The sequence below is a fragment of the Streptomyces sp. NL15-2K genome (genome assembly GCF_030551255.1).
Lineage (GTDB): Bacteria > Actinomycetota > Actinomycetes > Streptomycetales > Streptomycetaceae > Streptomyces.
In genome coordinates this window covers 1301466-1317414 of sequence record NZ_CP130630.1, presented here as the reverse complement: position 1 = coordinate 1317414, position 15949 = coordinate 1301466, and the positions used below count along the sequence as shown (strand labels likewise).

Sequence of the window (15949 nt, the reverse complement as noted above, 5' to 3'; positions counted from 1 at the left end):
CGCCCCGCACAGTTCCCTCATGGGTGAATCCCAGTTGCTCGGTACAGCGACGCGCCGCAATGTTGCCGGTCTCGACGTGCACTTCGATACGACGGACCCTTATTCGCGCGGGCACCCTGCCCGTGCACGTGCTCAACGCGCCGGCACTGGCGCACCGCGTTCTGGTCACGGAGGCGGACGGCTTCGACAAGGGCAGGCTGCTCCAACGCGCCCGGCCCGTGCTGGGACGGGGACTGTTCGCCTCCGACGGGGACGACCACCGGCGGCAGCGCCGGCTGCTGCAGCCCGCCTTTCACCATCAATTCGCCGCTTCCTGGGCCAGGGTGACCGAGGCGGAGACCGCTGCGATGTGCGCGGCGTGGCGGCCGGGCCAAGTGGTGGACGTGGTGACGTTGACCCGGACGCTGGCCACCAGGGTCGTCCTGCGCGCACTGTTCCCGGCCGAACCGTCCGACCGGACCATCGCGCGTGTCAACCACGCCTTGCCCATTCTGCTGCGCGGGTTCATCCCCCGGCTCCTGCGCCCCGACGGCCTGGTCGGGCGGCTACCGACGCCTGGCAGCGTGCGCTTCGAGCGAGCCGCACAAGAACTGCGTGGAGCGCTCCACGAGATCATCGCCTCCTACCGGAACGCCCACGCGCCGTACGCCCCACACGCCCAGGACGCGGGAGCGGGCGGCGCGGGCGAAGGCGGCCTGCTGCCACTGCTGTGCGGCTCCGCACCCGGTGGCCGTCCCGTACTGCCGGACGACCGGGTCCGGGACGAAGCGGTGACCATGCTCCTCGCGGGGGGCGAGACCACCAGCACCTCCCTGACCTGGCTCCTGCACGAACTGGACAGGCATCCCGAGGTCCGCTCCCGCCTACGGCGGGAGATCGGCGCGGCCGGGAGCGACGCGGCTGCGACGCGGGAAAGGGCGCCGTACCTGCACGACGTACTCAAGGAGAACCTCCGTCTGCACACCCCGACCTGGGTGCTCACCCGCCGGGCCAGGCGCCCGTTCCAGCACGGCGGCGTGCAGATGGCCGCCGGAGCCGAGATCCTCTTCAGTCCGTTGGCCATGCACACCGACTCGCGGCTCTACCCCCGCCCACACGTTTGCGACCCTGACCGGTGGACCAGGGCGGACGTGCCACGCGACGCGTTCATGCCGTTCGGAGCGGGAGTGCACAAATGCATCGGCGAGGGTTTCGCGTTGACCGAGACAGCCGTCGCCCTCTCCGTGATCGTGTCTTCGTGGGACCTGGCAACCACCGGCCGCAGTGACCCGAGGGCCGGCAAGCACCTGGTCATTCACCAGCCACGGCGCTTGCTCATGACCGTCATGCGGCCGCCACGTCGTTCGTGAGCGGCGGGCGCCACTTTCGCAGCAGGCCCTAGGCGGCGAAGACCCCCGCGAGCCGCCGGTAGGAGTCCAGCAGGGCCTCGCGGTCGTAGGTGCTGGTGGTGACGAGGAGTTCCTGTGCTCCCGTCTCCTTCAGCAGGGTCTCCAGCTCGTGGGCGACCTGCTCCTCGGTGCCGGCGATGTGCCCGGCGAGTCCGGACTCGTACAAGCCGCGCTCCTTGCCGGTCATCGGCAGGGCCTCGACGCGCTCGGCGGGCGGCAGGGGCGGGAAGGTGCCGTGGGTGCGCGAGTACGCCATGGACCAGGCCTCCGGGATCAGCAGCCGCCGGGCGTCCTCGGGCGTGGCGGCCACCGTGACCGTGCCGGAGATGACGACGTACGGCTCGCGTGCCCAGGGGGAGGGGCGGAAGTGTGCGCGGTAGTGGTCGATGCCGCGCTGCATCTTCTCCCGGCTCCTGAGGTCCCCGATGACCATCGGCAGGCCCGCCCGGGCCGCGATGGCGGCACCCTCGCCCATGGCCAGCACGAACGGCGGCACCGTCAGGCCCTCGGCGGGACGCGCGTGCACGCCGGTCGGGGACGTTCCCCGGAACCAGCCGAGGAGTTCGTCGAGCTGCGCCGCGAAGTCCCCGGCGTCGCCCTTGTCGCGTCCCAGGGCCTTGCGCACCCCGTCCGTGAAACCCACCGACCGGCCCAGCCCCATGTCGATCCGCCCGGGGAAGAGGGACTCCAGCACTCCGAACTGCTCGGCCACGATCAGAGGTTGGTGGTTGGGCAGCATCACGCCGCCGGTGCCGACCCGGATCGTCCGTGTCGCCGCGGCCACGGCGGCGGCCAGCACGGTCGGCGCGGAACCGGCGACCCCGGGCACGCCGTGGTGCTCCGACACCCAGAACCGGTGGTACCCGAGCCCCTCCAGCTCCTGTGCCAGCCGCACGGTGTCGCGCAGCGCCTCGGCGTTCGTTCGGCCCTCGCGGGTGCGGGAACGGTCGAGGACGGAGAAGCGGGTGGCGGCGATCACGGAATTCACATGAGGTTCAACGCCTGGCGGGCGGTGACATTCCCCGCCGACCGCCGACCGCCGACCGCCGACCGCCGACCGCCGACCGCCGACCGCCGACCGCCGCCGGGAAAACCGCGTGACCGCGATCCCGCACGTCGCCGACAATGGAGCCCGCTGCACGGCGGCCGCCGAGCGTCCCCACCGGAAAGATTCGTCCCGCACCGGAAAGGCGGCCGACTGTGATCGTCCCGAACCTCCTGCTGTCCGGCATCGTCGGCTCGACCGCGTACGGACTCGCCCACGCGGGCTCCGACATCGACCGCCTCGGTCTGTTCGCCGCGCCCACCGCCGACTTGCACGGACTGCACGGCCCCAAGGAGTCCCACGTGACCAGGGCGCCGGACCGCACCCTGCACGAGGCCGCGAAGTGGTGCCGCCTCGCCCTCGGCGGCAACCCCACCGCCATGGAGCTGGTGTGGCTGCCGGCCGATCTGTACGAGGTGCGCACACCGCTGGGCGAGGAGCTGATCGGCATCCGTACGGCGTTCCTGTCCGCCCCGCGTGTGCGGGACGCCTACCTCGGCTACGCCACCCAGCAGTTCCGGCGCCTGGAAGCCCGCGGCGACGGCTCGTTCTCCGCGGACACCCGCAAGCGCACCGCGAAGCACGCCCGGCACCTGAAGCGGCTGTGTCACCAGGGCCTTCAGCTGTACGCCACCGGGCAATTGGAGATCCGGGTCGAGAACCCCGAGGAGTACCACGCCTTCGGCGAACGCGTCGCCGCCGACCCCTCGGCCGCGCTGCCGCTGCTCAGGCACTACGAGGCCGCCTTCGACGAGACCCGTACCGTGCTGCCGGACCAGCCCGACGAGGCGGCGGTCGAAGCGTGGCTGCACAGGGTGCGCGGCCACTTCTACACCCCGGAGACCTCCGCGGCGTGCTCGTGCTCGCAGGTCTCGTCGATGCCGTAGGTGTCCCAGGCGGGGAACGGGTCGGCCGCGGGGGCGGTTTCGTTCGGGCGCATGAGGCAGCCGGTGAGCGCGGCCTTGAGGGCCTCCGCGTCCAACTGCGTGCCGATGAAGACCAGTTCCTGTGCGTACGGGGCGTCGAGGTCACGGGCGGCGGACGGCTCGAAGCGGGCCACGGAACCGGCCTGCGACCACAGTCCCGTCACGTTCGGACGGCTGGCCAGGGCGAAGAACCCCTTCGACCGCAGGATCCGACCGTACCTGCCGCCGTCCAGTTCCTCGGTGACGAAGGCCCACAACCGGCCCGGGTGGAAGGGGAGATGGGAGCGGAAGACGGTGGAGGAGACTCCGTACTCCTCGGTCTCCGGGACGTGGTCGCCGTTGAGCTCCCGCACCCAGCCCGGGGCCTGCTGGGCACGCTCCAGGTCGAACAGTCCGGTGCCGAGCACGTCCCGGAGATCAACCGTCCCGTGGACGGCCTGGACGATACGGGCGACGGGGTTGAGGCGGCCGAGCGTCGCGCGCAGGCGGGCGGCCGCCTCCTCGTCGACCAGGTCGAGCTTGTTGAGCACCAGGACGTCGGCGAACTCGATCTGGTCGACGAGCAGATCGCTGACCGTGCGCTCGTCGTCCTCGTACTGGTCCAGGCCGCGCTCGGTCAGCTCGTCGCCGCTGTCCAGTTCCGTGAGGAAGTTGGCGGCGTCGACGACCGTGACCATCGTGTCCAGGCGGGCGATGTCGTCGAGGGTGGCGCCGTCGTCGCGGGCGAAGGCGAAGGTGGCGGCCACCGGCATCGGCTCGGAGATACCGGACGACTCGATGAGCAGGTGGTCGAAGCGGCCCTCGCGGGCCAACCGGTCGACCTCTTCCAGCAGATCGTCGCGCAGGGTGCAGCAGATGCACCCGTTGGTCATCTCGACCAGGCGCTCCTCGGTCCGGGACAGGGCCGCCTCACCGCCGCGGACCAGCGCCGCGTCGATGTTGACCTCGCTCATGTCGTTGACGATGACGGCGACGCGCAAGCCCTCGCGATTGGCGAGCACATGATTGAGCAGCGTCGTCTTGCCCGCTCCCAGGAACCCGGAGAGCACGGTGACGGGCAGTCGGTCGTACGTCATCCGCTCAGCCCTCGGGCCGCAGCAGCCCGCGCTCGTACGCCTTGACCAGGTTCTGCGGTACGAGGTGACGCACGCCGTCGATCGTGACGGGTACGAGCGTGGGCGTGGCGGCTTTCCACTGCGCGCGGCGGTGACGGGTGTTGCTGCGGGACATCTTCCGCTTGGGGACGGCCATGGCGTTCCTCCTCGATGGGTGAGCATCGAGGACGCTACCTGAAAATGGATCCCATTAACAATTCCGGGGAGTCGGTCCGGGGAGTCGGCGGGCGCACGCCGACTCCCCGGGGGTGCCTCACTCCTCCGTTGCGGCCCCCACGAGCATCCGTTCCTCGAACTCCGCGTAGGTGGCGCTCTCCTGCACGGCGTTCTCCTGGCGGGAGTTCAGCACGGTGCCGAGCCAGCCGAGGAGGAAACCGGCCGGGATGGAGACGATCCCCGGGTTCTGCAGGGGGAACCAGGCGAAGTCGGCCTCCGGGTAGATCGAGGCCGGGGTGGAGGAGACCACCGGGGAGAACACGACGAGGACGACGGAGCAGATCAGGCCGCCGTAGAGGCTGAGCAGCGCGCCCTGAGCCGTGAAGCGACGCCAGAACAGGGTGTACACGATCGTCGGCAGGATCGCGGACGCCGCGATGGCGAAGGCGAGGAAGGCCAGCGTCGCGGTGTTGGCCCCCCAGGCGACGAGGGCCAGCAGCATGCCGAGCACGCCGATGACGACGCCGGACAGCCGGGCGACGGTCAGCTCCTCCGTCTGGCTCGCCCGGCCCTTGCGGATCACCTCGGCGTACAGATCGTGGGCGAGGGAGGAGGCCGCGGCCAGGGTGAGGCCGACCGCCACGGCGAGCAGCGTCACGTACGCCAGACAGGTCAGCAGCGCGGTGAGGACACTGCCGCCCAGCTCCTGGGCGAGGAGCAGGATGGCGGCGTTGCCGCTGTGGTCCGTGCTCTCGATGGTGTCCTGGCCGACGACGGCGGTGGCGCCGAGACCGACGATGCCGGCCGCGAAGCAGACCGCGCCGACCAGGCCCACGGCCCACAGGACGGAGGAGCGCAGCACACTGCCCTCCCGCGGGGCGAGCAGCCGCATCAGTACGTGGGGGAGCGCGGCGAGCCCGAGCACGATGGCCAGTTCGAGGCTGAAGAAGTCCAGCTTGTTGGTGGTGCTGCCGCCGTAGCGCAGCCCGGGTTCGAGGAACTGCAGGCCGTTTCCGCTGTGGTTGGCGGCCGCGTTGAGCAGGGCGTTGGGGTTCCAGTCGTAGTGGTGGAGCACCCAGCCCGCGGTGAACAGGACTCCCGCCACCAGCATCACGGCCTTGATGATCTGGATGACCGTGGCGCCGGGCATGCCGCCGAGGGAGGCGTACAGGATGACGAAGGTGCCGATCACGACCACGCACAACGTGCGTGTGGTGGCACTCGGTTCGCCGGTGAACTGCGTCAGCAGAGTGACGCTGCCGACGAGTTGGGCCACCAGGTAGAGCGTGGTGATGGCCAGGATGCACACGGCCAGCGCGACCCGCACCGCACGCTGCTGCCGGGGCAGGCGCAGGGCCACCGTGTCGCCCAGCGTGAACTTCCCCGTCCGGTGGAGGGGTTCGGCGATCAGCAGCATCACCATCATCCAGGCGACGGTGGTGCCACCGAGGTACATCAGCCCGTCGTACCCGGTCAGGGCCACCAGCCCCGTACTGCCCAGCAGGGTGGCGGCGGAGAGGTAGTCGCCGCACATGGCGAGGCCGTTGCGCAACGGCGACATGGTGCGGTTGCCGAGGTAGAACTCGCTGATCTCGTCGCGCTGAGGGGCTGTCAGCAGGGCCGTGAACAGCGTGATCACGACCACGGAAAGGAACAGCACGAACGTCAGCTGCAGACTGCGGTCGTCGATGTTGGCGGACAGGGTCACCACGTGCGGAACCCCCTCGCGCTGTTGTAGGGGGACTGCGGGACCGTATCGGGACGTGGCGTCTCGTTGCGCTGACGCTGCGCCCGCAGGCGGTGGGCGAGCGGGTCGACCTTGGTGCGCATGTGCCGGACGTAGTACCACGCGGTCACGCCCATCACGGCGAACTGCCCGAGGCCGAGGGCGAGTCCGAGCGTGAGACGGCCGAGCAGGGGCTGGTTCATCACTCCGGGCGCGAAACTCGACAGCAGCACGTACAGCAGGAATACGCCGACGGACAGGACCGTGGCCCGGGTCCCGAACCGACGCTGGGCGCGGCGAAGTGAGTGGAATTCGGGATCGTCCGATATACGTCGTGAATTCACGGGTTCGGCGTGAGGGGTCTGATATGTGAATGAGTTGTCGGGCCACGGCGAGTATTCGGGCACAGATGCACCTTCATTTCTGTTGCATGTCCCCCACCCGACCGCTGCTGGACCGTCGGCCGTCCAGCTCCTGGGGGTGGTGAAGGCGCACCGGACGGGGCGGTGGGGTGCGGGTTGTGTGGGGGGTTCGTGAATCCGAAATCCCTGCTGTTCGGATTCGCCTTGATCTCTGCGGGGCTCGGTGTGTGATCCCCTGAAACCTCGTCAATGGTGATGACGGGGCCGGAAGCGGAGTATGTCAGCGGGGTCCTTGAGCTATCAACAGCAAAGGCGAATTGGGGTGAACTCATGGCGCATTCGCGCCTCCTCGGTGCACCCGCGGCATCGTGCAACCTGCGGAAGAGAGGTCGCGGGAGGAAGAGCGCAGGCCGTGCCTTCGGCCGGGCTGTCTCATTCGCGCCGGGTCCGAGACGCCAGTCGGCCCGTGACCTCTTGGGCCCGGTCGGGCCTAGGGTGGGCGGTGTGACCGACAGCAAGCGACCGCTCGCCGTGTTCGACCTGGACAACACCCTGGCCGATACGGCCCACCGGCAGGGGTTCCTGGAGCGCAAACCGCGTGACTGGGACGCCTTCTTCGCCGCCGCGACGCAGGATCCGCCGATCGCCGAGGGCATCGCACTGGCGCGGCGGAGCGCCGAGGAGTGCGAGATCGTCTACCTCACCGGGCGGCCCGAGCGCTGCCGCCGCGACACGCTCGACTGGGTCGCCGCCCAGGGGCTGCCCGAGGGGTGTGTGTACATGCGGCGCGACGACGACCGCAGGCCCGCCCGGCGCACCAAGCTGGAGATCCTCCGCCGGCTCGCCCGCACCCGCGAGATCCGCGTCCTCGTGGACGACGACGAGCTGGTGTGCGAGGACGCCGAACGGGCGGGATTCACCGTCGTACGGGCGCGCTGGACGGCCCAGTCCGCCGCGCTGAAGGTGGCACAGGAGCGCGAGGGGCGGACCTGAGGCCCCGGTGGATCCGGCACGGCCAGCCCCCGGTGGACCTGACACGGCCTCGGCCGATCCTGGCACGGCTCCGACGGTCCCGGCACGGCCCCCGGCTGACCTGAGAGGCCCCGGCGGGCGCCGGGGCCTCAGGACGGGACGGTCACTCCGTGTCCTCCAGGCGGAAGCCGACCTTCATGCCGACCTGCCAGTGCGCGATCTCGCCGTTCTCGATCTGGCCCCGCACCTGGGTCACCTCGAACCAGTCCAGGTGCCGCAGGGTCTGCGAGGCGCGGCTGATGCCGTTGCGGACGGCCTGGTCGACGCCCTCGGGCGAGGTGCCGACGATCTCCGTTACCCGGTAGGTGTGGTTCGACATGCGGGGCTCCTCTCCGCGGTGACGGCAGCGTCACAGGTGTCGGGCGCGTGACTCCACCGTGCCCCAAGCCGCGGCCGAGCGCGAAACGGCCCTCGTCGTCCGTCCACCAGTGGGCCAGGTCGAGACCCGCCGCGAACAGTTCGGCGCGCACGCCCTCGCGGGGATGAGCTCATCCCCGGTGCCGACAGGGCCACCCCCGCCGGGCCGTCGGCGATGGTGTGGTGCACCTTGATGAACATGGCCACCCGGTCGCCGGCCAGGCCGGGCAGGAACCACATCTCCCACAGCGGCCGTGACCGGCTCAGAGGGAGAGCGCGCACGTCTTCAATAGCGCGAAGAAGGGGCGCCTCATCAGGCGGAGCAGAGAAGGGGAGGACGCGGACGTGCTCGGTGAGATCGAAGCGTCGAGCAAGCGAGACCATTGAAGTGTGCAAGGTTCCTGATCTTCGTCCCGGGCGGAGGTGGGGTCATGAACGAGTCCAGCGATACGCCAAGATCTGCCGAGCCCGGCCGCCGGCTCCCGGTCTTGGAGCGGTTGGGACCGCAGGATCTCATGATGCTGTGGCCGGATGATCTCGGCTGGCCCGAGGAGATCGGGGCCCTCGCCATCCTCGATGGCACCGGGCTACTCGATCCTGATGGGCGCTTTCGGGTGGAGGCGGTGCGGGAGGTGATCGGAAGCCGTCTGCCCCAGGTCCCTCGGTTCCGTCAGCTGCTCCACACGCCTCGGCGGGGACTCGGCCTACCGCTGTGGGTCGATTCCGCCGAACTGAGGCGGGGACAGATGTCCACTGCATCATGGCCTGCCGGTCGAAGACCAGCACCTCCGTCCGGCTACACCTACCTGGTAGGGGCGGAAAAGCCCACCCGGTCGGGACCTTCGGCCCCAGCGCGTCGCTGCCCGGGAGAGGCGCGATGTATGTGAGGACACAGGCTCCTCCAGGGCGCCGGGCCTCCGGGCCCGCACCCGATCGCCGAACGGCCCGAAGCAGGTGAATGGCGATGTTCTGGTACGGCCACGACCTCAGCGGATGGGGCTGGTTTGCGATGTCCGCCAGCATGATCCTTTTCTGGGCGCTGATCATCACGGCGGGCGTGCTGTGAACCGGCCTCACGAGCACACCCATATCCCCGCTGCGCCGCAGACGCCTGAGCAGGTCCTCGGGGAGCGGTTCGCCCGCGGGGAAGAGGAGTACCGGCGCCGCCTGAACGCTCTGCACGCCGGTCCTCTCACCAAGCCCTGACAGCTGGCCGCACTGGCTGCGGCCTCTGCCCTCCGCTGAAGGAGGCTCGTGATGAACCAGCGCAGCTACGGCATGTACGCGCTCGCCGCGGCGAGCGTCGTCGGAGCCCTGATGGCCGGCGCCTCGCTGGATGGCCTCGCCGGGCTCGCTCTCGTGGCTGCCTGCCCGCTGATGATGATCTTCCTCATGAAGGGCGTGCACGGTCAGGACATGCACGGCGGTCACAGCGACGACGGCCTGGACGACGACCCGCTGGACAAGCACGACCAGCACCAGCACCCCGGATCCGGCCGGCGCTGACGGGCCGGATACAGGCGTCCACGCCCCTCGCCGAAGTCATCCTCTTCCGCCGCGCCGCCACCACTCTCAGGTAGCCCGCTCTGATCAGCTGCTCGAGTGGCGGCGGTGACAATGGCCCTACCACGATCAGCGCGCCGCCTGCCGGAATCAGTGCCGACCCGCCGCGGCGCGCTTCGTGATCGAGAACTTCGCCTTCACTTTGGCGAAGATCACCGTCGTGAACCGCGATTCCCCGCACACCGTGACCGCCACCGGGGAAAGACGTTCGGTACCGGCAGCATCGCAGGCGAGGCGACGCCACGTTCACCGCACTCGATCCGGCAGCTACTCCTACATCTGCACGGACCACCCGAACACGAAGGGCATGCTCACTGTGGGCTGACAACCAAGCGGCGAGCCCGTGCGCTTAGCCCGGGCATTGCGCCACGAGCGAGCACCGACCTTGGCTGTCGCGGTCCTTGCTCACGCGTCCCCCGGCGCCGTCTGCCGTCGACTTGGATGCTTTGGGGAAATTATCGGAGCAACTGCGAGGAGAATCCTGCAGTTTCGGAACTCGGCCGATGGTTGACGTGAAACCCACTTCGCTCTCGCAGGTCGTGAACCTGAGTGTGCTGTGTCGGGGGCGGGGAACGTGTCGGCTGGTCGCGCTCCGGGTCAGTGGCGGTGCATCGTCTCCAGGGCCGCGGCCAGGACGTGGGGATCGTGGTGGCCCTTGTAGACCGGTGGAGGCTGTCTGTCGAGCTTGAGGAGTTGGGCCACCGCTGTCCAGGCGGTGCGTACGGAGTACTCGACGGTGAAGACGACGTCGTCCGGTACCTCGGCGAACTGTCCGATGAAGGCGAGGTTCACCGCTCTTTCGGGTACGACCTTGGGCCGGTCGTCGCGGCGGCGGGACAGGAACTGGCTGGTGACGTATGGCATGAGGCACGGCACGACGGTGGAGGTCTGAAGGATCCGGGCCGCCGTCGGCTCGTCGAAGTGCAGGTGGTGCAGGACCTCCTCGAGGATCTCGCGGCCGGAGCACATCGTCATCGGCTTGGGTGTGTGGTTGCCGGCGCGACCGGGATGTAGGCCGTAGCCCCACAAGACGGAGACGTCCTCGGGCTGGTCACGGTAGACGGGCTGGCGGTTGGCGACGATGGTGAGCAGCCAGTTGGAGTCGGTGAAGGTCATAAGGCCGCCCTTGCCGGTCTCGCGGCCGCTGAACTCCTCCAGTGCCTTGAGGAAGGTGGGATCCTTCGCGGTGACCGTGAACGACTCCCATCGCGACTCCTTGACGTGCTTGTCGAACGCGTCCGGGTTGCCGAAGTCGTCACGCCCGCGTGCCAGGCGGTGCCAGAGCAGCCAGGCGTCCGAGCGATGGTGACGTGGGGGCGGGGCTGCGGTGTGCGAGCCGAGGCTGGAGGCGTCGGTCATGGAGCCGTTGGTGACCAGGACCAGGTCTTCGGGGGCTACCTGGATCTTCTCGTCACGGCCGCTACGGGACAGGTGGATGCGGTCGACCCTCGTACTCCTGCGGCCCGGTGCGAACCCGAGGTCGGTGACGTGGCAGCCGGTGTGGATGGTGACGCCGCGTTCGCGGAGCCAGGCCGTCAGGGGGCGCACGATGGAGTCGTACTGGTTGTAGCGGGTCCGATGGATGCCGGACATGGAGGCGAACTCGGGGAGGAGGTGGATGAAGCGCCTGAGATAGCGGTGGAACTCGATCGCGCTGTGCGAGGGCTGGAAGGCGAACGTGGTGCACCACATGAACCAGAAGTTCGTGGTGAAGAAGTGCTCGCTGAAGCAGTCGCTGATGCGCTTGCCGTCGAGGTGTCCCTCAGGGGTCGCCAGGCACCGGACCAGGCTCAGCCGGTCTCCCTCAGTGAACCCCATCGAGCGGGTGTCGACGATCTTCCCGTCGCCGTCGACGAGGCGTGCGATGTCGTCCCAGGCGAACTCCTCACGGCCGGCAAGTATTTCCTGGGTCACCGACACCGAAGGGTCGTCGAGGGAGGGGATGTCGGACAACAAGTCGTACGTACAGCGGTACTCGGCCTCGAACATCCGCCCGCCGCGCATGGTGTAGCCGGTGTTCGCCGTGCCGCCCGCGTCCAGGCTGCCGCCAATGTTCCTCTGCTCTTCAAAGAGGTGGATGTCCACCCCGTCGAATCCGCCGTCGCGGATCAGAAAGGTGGCCGCGGCGAGTGCCGCGATGCCGCTGCCCACCAGATATGCCTTCGCCATCTCACAACTCCTCGGTCTCGCCCGTCGATCGGGAACCCCGTATCTCAGGGTTTCTGAGTCGGCGGGCGCCGTCAGTGGGCCGTTGGTCACCTGTGTGGTCCATACGGCCTGTGAGGTGACCTCTACGGTGTCCACGTGCGTCGGGCCAGGACAGGTCCGGGTTGGTGGACCGTCACCGACCGGCCGGTACTCACCACTGGCTCACGCCGGGTGAGAATGCGTCGCCCTGCCGCTGTCGTCAGTAGGCCGTGGCTCAGCGGTCCCGCCGCCACGGCGGTGCCGGCGCGTGGTGGCCGTGGTGCCCGGCGTGGGCCGCCTTGTCGGTCTGGCGGCGCAGCCGTCCTGGAGCTGGTCGACGACCTCCCGGCCGGTGGCCTCCTCGGCGAGCACGACCACCTCACGCCGTCCGACGTGCAGGGCGGCCGTCGCCGCCCAGGGACGGTCCGCGTGGTGGGCGGACGCTCGCGTGATGTGCACCTCGCCGGTGACTGGGGGCAGTCCCGGCCTGCCCAGGACGGCGTCGATCTTCGCGCGGGCGTACGCGAGCGTGTCCTCGTCCACCTCGCCGTCCGAACGCAGCAGCACGGTGGGATCGGTGGCTTGGGTGTCCTTGCCAGTCATGTCGGTTTCCTTCGTGGAAGTGCGATGAGATGGATGAGATGTGCTAGGTCGTTCAGGCCGTCGATCCGGGCAGCCAAAGGTCGGGTCCGAAGACCTCGTACCGGATGCGCTTGGCCGGGACGCCGGCACGCAGCAGCTGTCCGCGCACCTCGCGCATGAACGGCAGCGGGCCACACAGGAACACGGTGGCGTCGTGGGGCAGTTCGATGCCGTCGAGGTTCATCAGATCGGCGCGGGAGTTGGGTTCCTCCTCGCCGGGGCGCTCGTACCAGAACACGGCGCGGGCATGGGGCAGTTGCCCGACGAGCTCGCGCGTCTCGGTGCGCAGGGCGTGGTCGGTGGGCGAGCGGTCGGCGTGCAGGAGCAGGACCGGGCGAGGTGAGCGGAGGGCGGCGAGGTGGGCCAGGATGCCGGTCATGGGGGTGCAGCCGATGCCCGCGGAGACCAGGACGACCGGGGTGGTGGTGTCGGCCGGGTCGTCGAGGAAGACGTCGCCGAAGGGCGCGGACAGTGTCAGTTCGTCGCCGGGGCGGACCTGGGTGTGGAGCAGGTTGGAGACTTCGCCGTCCGGCTCACCGGCAGCACCGGTCACCCGCTTCACGGTGATCCGCCGCAGTTCGCCGCCGGGGTCGGAGGACAAGCTGTACTGGCGCAACTGGTGTACGCCGTCGGCCATCGGGGCGCGCACGCTCACGTACTGGCCTGCCCGTGCCTGCGGGGCTGGTTTGCCGTCGGCTGGGCGGAGCAGGAAGGACACGGTGTCAAGGGTTTCGGTGCGGCGCTCCACGACCGTCCACTGCCGCCAGATGTGGCCGGGCTCGATGCCCGCGTCCTGGTAGAGGCGGGCCTCCCGGCCGATCAGGGCGCCGGCCATCAGCCAGTACACCTCGTCCCAGGCGGCCGCCACCTCAGGGGTGACCGCGTCGCCCAGTACCTCGGCTATCTCGCCGAACAGGTACTTGTGCACGATCGTGTACTGGTCGTCGGTGACGCCGACCGCGGCGTGCTTGTGCGCGATGCGGTCCAGCAGGGTGTCCGGGCGGGCGTCCGGGTCATCGAGGAGCGCGGTCGCGAATCCGGCGATCGAACCGGCCAGGGCGCGGCGCTGGGCTCCGCTGGCCTGGTTGCCGCGGTTGAACATTCCGTCGAGCAGTTCCGGGCGGTCGCGGAACATCGCGCCGTAGAAGCGTGTGGTGATCTCGTCGAGTGCTCCGGCCACGGCGGGCAGGGTGGCACGGACCACGGCGGCGGATTCTGCGGACAGCATGAAGCCTCCCAGGCAGGGGGGAACGAGGTGGGAAGTGCGCCGCATCGCATCGGGCGGCATCTTCTGTGTAGCAGGCACCGGGCCGCGTTTCGGTGCTGTTTCGCGGCGTGGGGCGAAGAGGGGCCGAACGGCCCCATGGTTCGGGAACATCGGCCCCGCCACCTGCTGTGCCACAGGGCCGTACGGCGCCCGGGCGACCGCCCGACAGCCCTGTCCGCCGCCACTGTGCCGGGTGATCGCCGACGGCGGCGTCCTCTCCAGGCACCTCGCGAGCGGCGCGCTGCGGAGTCTGGTTCCCGGGGCGGTCTACTGGTCGCGGCACCACTTCCGGTACGCGGCCACGGCCGTCGGCAGGGTGGGGAAGATCCGCTCGCTGCCGACGGTGTCCGCGAGGCCGTACGCCGTCAGGTCGTCCAGCAGGTCCTGCTTGACGCGGGCGAGGGCGAAGACGATGCCGCGCTCGGTGAGTTCGCGGCGGAGTTCGTCGACGGCGTCCAAGGCGGTGATGTCGACCTCGACGTTGGCCTCGGTGTTGAGGACGAACCAGCGGACGGGGCTGGTCTGTTCGTCGACGGCGGCCAGCGCCCGGCGGCGGAAGTTCTCCGCGTTGGCGAAGAAGAGAGGGGAGTCGTAGCGGTAGACCAGGAGGCCCGGGATGGTGCTGGCCTGGGGGTAGTCGTCGACATCGTGCATGCCGGCCATGCCGGGCACCAGGCCCTCGACGGCGTCGTGCGGGCGGGCCACCCGGGTGAGCAGCTCGGCCACGGACAGGCCGACGGCGACCAGTACCCCGTACAGGATGTCCAGGGCCAGTACCCCGGCGAGGCAGCCGAGCGCCAGCAGGAGTTCCCGGCGGCGGAAGGACGCCAGTCGCCGGAAGCCCGCCAGATCGATCATGCGGACGGCGGCGTACACCACGAGCGCCCCGAGGACGGCCGAAGGGGTGCGGGTCAGCAGAGGGCTGAGGAAGAGCAGGACCGCGAGGACCACCGCTCCGGCGATCAGCGAGTACGCCTGGCTGCGGGCGCCGGCGGAGGAGGCGAGCGCGGTGCGGCTGGCGCTGCTGCTCACCGGGAATCCGTGCAGCGCACCGGCGCCCAGGTTGGCCGCGCCCAGGGCCAGGAACTCCTGGTTGGCGTCGAGCCCGGGACCCTCCTCGTCACGCCGCGTGAAGGCCCGTGCGGTGAGGACGAAGTCGGTGTAGCCGACGAGGACGACTCCCAGGGCGGGGAGGATCAGGTGCGGCAGGTCGGTGAGGTCCGGCACGGCCGCGCCGGGCAGGCCCGACGGGACGTCACCGATCACCTTGAGGCCGTACCGGTCGTCGAGGTCGAAGACCACCACGGCCGCGGTGCCGAACACCACGGCGAGCAGAGGCCCGGGAACCGTGCGAAAGAAGCGCGCCGTCGTGAAAAGGACCGCGATCATCACGGCGGAGAACACCACCGTGGCCGGATGGGCCCGCGACAAGTGGCCCGCAAAGGACCACAGTTGGGGGAAGAAGGCCGAGCCTGTCGTGCGGACGCCGGTGAGTTTGGGTAGCTGGTCCACGATCATGATCAGCGCCACGCCTGTCAGATAGCCGATCAGGACGGGACGGGAGAGCAGGTCGGCGACGAAGCCGAGTCGCATCGCCCATGCCGCCACGCAGAGGAGACCGACCGTGATCGCGAGCGTGGCCGCCAGCGTCGCGTACCGGGCCGGATCACCGGCTGCGAGCGGACCGACGACCGTTGCCGTCATCAGCGCGGTCGTGGACTCCGGGCCGACCGAGAGGAGGCGGGAAGTGCCGAGCAGGGCGTACAGGGCGAGGGCGGGCAGGATCGCCCACAGGCCGGCGACCGGCGGCAGGCCGGCCACGCCCGCGTAGGCCATCACCTGCGGGACGAGGTACGCGGCGACGGTCACCCCGGCCAGCACGTCGCCCTTCAGCCACGAGCGCCGGTAGCCGAGCAGTGTCCCGAGTCCGGGCATCATGCGGCGCCATGGTGGAGCATGGCGGCCAGAGCTCTGGGACATGATCCTCCTTTTGCCGAAGGATCTCAGGATCCTTCGCGCCCTGGCCGCCCGGGAGATGCCGAACGGCCCGCGAGGGCATCGTCTCCCGGTTCAGCCCTCCCCTTCGACGCGTCGGGCAGCGACCATGCCCGGCCCCCGGCGGGCATCGCGGGCACTGCTGTGCCGGAAGCCTCTGACCCCATGGGGCCCATTGGCCCTCGGTC

14 protein-coding genes are annotated in these 15949 nt (G+C 69.8%); 4 read left to right on the top strand and 10 right to left on the bottom strand.

Going from position 1 to position 15949, the window contains the following annotated elements:
* Window positions 1-59: 59 nt before the first annotated feature.
* Window positions 60-1349 carry a cytochrome P450 gene (locus Q4V64_RS05255; RefSeq protein WP_124436514.1) on the top strand — a complete coding sequence of 430 codons (1290 nt, stop codon included), beginning with the start codon at window positions 60-62 and terminating at the stop codon, window positions 1347-1349.
* A gap of 28 nt (window positions 1350-1377) precedes the next feature.
* On the opposite strand, the gene Q4V64_RS05250 is transcribed toward Q4V64_RS05255, so the two are convergent.
* Window positions 1378-2376, bottom strand: a complete 999-nt coding sequence (locus Q4V64_RS05250; RefSeq protein ID WP_124436513.1) for an LLM class flavin-dependent oxidoreductase — start codon at window positions 2374-2376, stop codon at window positions 1378-1380.
* 212 nt (window positions 2377-2588) lie between these two features.
* Here Q4V64_RS05250 and Q4V64_RS05245 point away from each other — a divergent pair, with 212 nt between their 5' ends.
* A complete protein-coding gene (locus tag Q4V64_RS05245) occupies window positions 2589-3320 on the top strand; it encodes a nucleotidyltransferase domain-containing protein (protein WP_124436512.1) in 732 nt (243 codons plus the stop codon).
* Here Q4V64_RS05245 and Q4V64_RS05240 read toward each other — a convergent pair.
* The 4 genes from Q4V64_RS05240 to Q4V64_RS05225 form a co-directional block, all read right to left on the bottom strand.
* Entirely contained in the window at window positions 3263-4435 is a 1173-nt protein-coding gene (locus Q4V64_RS05240; protein ID WP_124436511.1) for a GTP-binding protein, read from the bottom strand. The genes Q4V64_RS05245 and Q4V64_RS05240 overlap by 58 nt on opposite strands.
* Window positions 4436-4439: 4 nt before the next feature.
* Window positions 4440-4610, bottom strand: a complete 171-nt coding sequence (gene rpmF / locus Q4V64_RS05235) for a 50S ribosomal protein L32 (protein ID WP_095750490.1) — start codon at window positions 4608-4610, stop codon at window positions 4440-4442.
* 117 nt (window positions 4611-4727) lie between these two features.
* Window positions 4728-6341 (bottom strand): cation acetate symporter, encoded by a 1614-nt coding sequence (locus Q4V64_RS05230; protein WP_124436510.1) that lies wholly within the window; start codon window positions 6339-6341, stop codon window positions 4728-4730.
* On the bottom strand, window positions 6335-6700 hold the full coding sequence (locus tag Q4V64_RS05225; RefSeq protein WP_253266604.1) for a DUF485 domain-containing protein: 366 nt from the start codon (window positions 6698-6700) through the stop codon (window positions 6335-6337). The genes Q4V64_RS05230 and Q4V64_RS05225 overlap by 7 nt, the downstream gene beginning before the upstream one ends.
* Before the next feature lie 522 nt (window positions 6701-7222).
* On the opposite strand from Q4V64_RS05225, the gene Q4V64_RS05220 reads away from it, so the two are divergent.
* Complete coding sequence (locus tag Q4V64_RS05220) at window positions 7223-7711, top strand: hypothetical protein (RefSeq protein WP_124436508.1); 489 nt, start codon at window positions 7223-7225, stop codon at window positions 7709-7711.
* 142 nt (window positions 7712-7853) lie between these two features.
* Here Q4V64_RS05220 and Q4V64_RS05215 read toward each other — a convergent pair whose 3' ends face one another.
* Window positions 7854-8069: a dodecin gene (locus tag Q4V64_RS05215; RefSeq protein ID WP_124436507.1), complete on the bottom strand. Its 216-nt coding sequence runs from the start codon at window positions 8067-8069 to the stop codon at window positions 7854-7856.
* Window positions 8070-9364: 1295 nt separating this feature from the next.
* Here Q4V64_RS05215 and Q4V64_RS05205 point away from each other — a divergent pair.
* Window positions 9365-9613 (top strand): DUF2933 domain-containing protein, encoded by a 249-nt coding sequence (locus Q4V64_RS05205; RefSeq protein ID WP_124436504.1) that lies wholly within the window; start codon window positions 9365-9367, stop codon window positions 9611-9613.
* Window positions 9614-10267: 654 nt separating this feature from the next.
* Here the strand turns inward: Q4V64_RS05205 and Q4V64_RS05200 are convergent.
* From Q4V64_RS05200 to sulP, 4 genes are all read right to left on the bottom strand, one after another.
* Window positions 10268-11887 carry an oleate hydratase gene (locus Q4V64_RS05200; protein ID WP_301184451.1) on the bottom strand — a complete coding sequence of 540 codons (1620 nt, stop codon included), beginning with the start codon at window positions 11885-11887 and terminating at the stop codon, window positions 10268-10270.
* 153 nt (window positions 11888-12040) lie between these two features.
* Window positions 12041-12460, bottom strand: coding sequence for a hypothetical protein (locus Q4V64_RS05195; RefSeq protein ID WP_124436501.1), 420 nt, complete (start codon window positions 12458-12460; stop codon window positions 12041-12043).
* Window positions 12461-12512: 52 nt separating this feature from the next.
* Complete coding sequence (locus Q4V64_RS05190; protein ID WP_124436500.1) at window positions 12513-13727, bottom strand: globin domain-containing protein; 1215 nt, start codon at window positions 13725-13727, stop codon at window positions 12513-12515.
* Between the two features lie 306 nt (window positions 13728-14033).
* The gene (gene sulP / locus Q4V64_RS05185) at window positions 14034-15746 is read right to left on the bottom strand and encodes a sulfate permease (RefSeq protein WP_124436499.1); all 1713 of its coding nucleotides are present in this window, start codon (window positions 15744-15746) and stop codon (window positions 14034-14036) included.
* Window positions 15747-15949 lie beyond the last annotated feature (203 nt).

Coding starts and splice junctions, on each gene's coding strand:
- Q4V64_RS05255 (WP_124436514.1), top strand. CDS start 60: ATGTTGCCGGTCTCGACGTGCACTTCGATACGACGGACCCTTATTCGC.
- Q4V64_RS05240 (WP_124436511.1), bottom strand. CDS start 4,435: ATGACGTACGACCGACTGCCCGTCACCGTGCTCTCCGGGTTCCTGGGA.
- rpmF (WP_095750490.1), bottom strand. CDS start 4,610: ATGGCCGTCCCCAAGCGGAAGATGTCCCGCAGCAACACCCGTCACCGC.
- Q4V64_RS05215 (WP_124436507.1), bottom strand. CDS start 8,069: ATGTCGAACCACACCTACCGGGTAACGGAGATCGTCGGCACCTCGCCC.
- Q4V64_RS05205 (WP_124436504.1), top strand. CDS start 9,365: ATGAACCAGCGCAGCTACGGCATGTACGCGCTCGCCGCGGCGAGCGTC.
- Q4V64_RS05195 (WP_124436501.1), bottom strand. CDS start 12,460: ATGACTGGCAAGGACACCCAAGCCACCGATCCCACCGTGCTGCTGCGT.
- Q4V64_RS05190 (WP_124436500.1), bottom strand. CDS start 13,727: ATGCTGTCCGCAGAATCCGCCGCCGTGGTCCGTGCCACCCTGCCCGCC.
- sulP (WP_124436499.1), bottom strand. CDS start 15,746: ATGTCCCAGAGCTCTGGCCGCCATGCTCCACCATGGCGCCGCATGATG.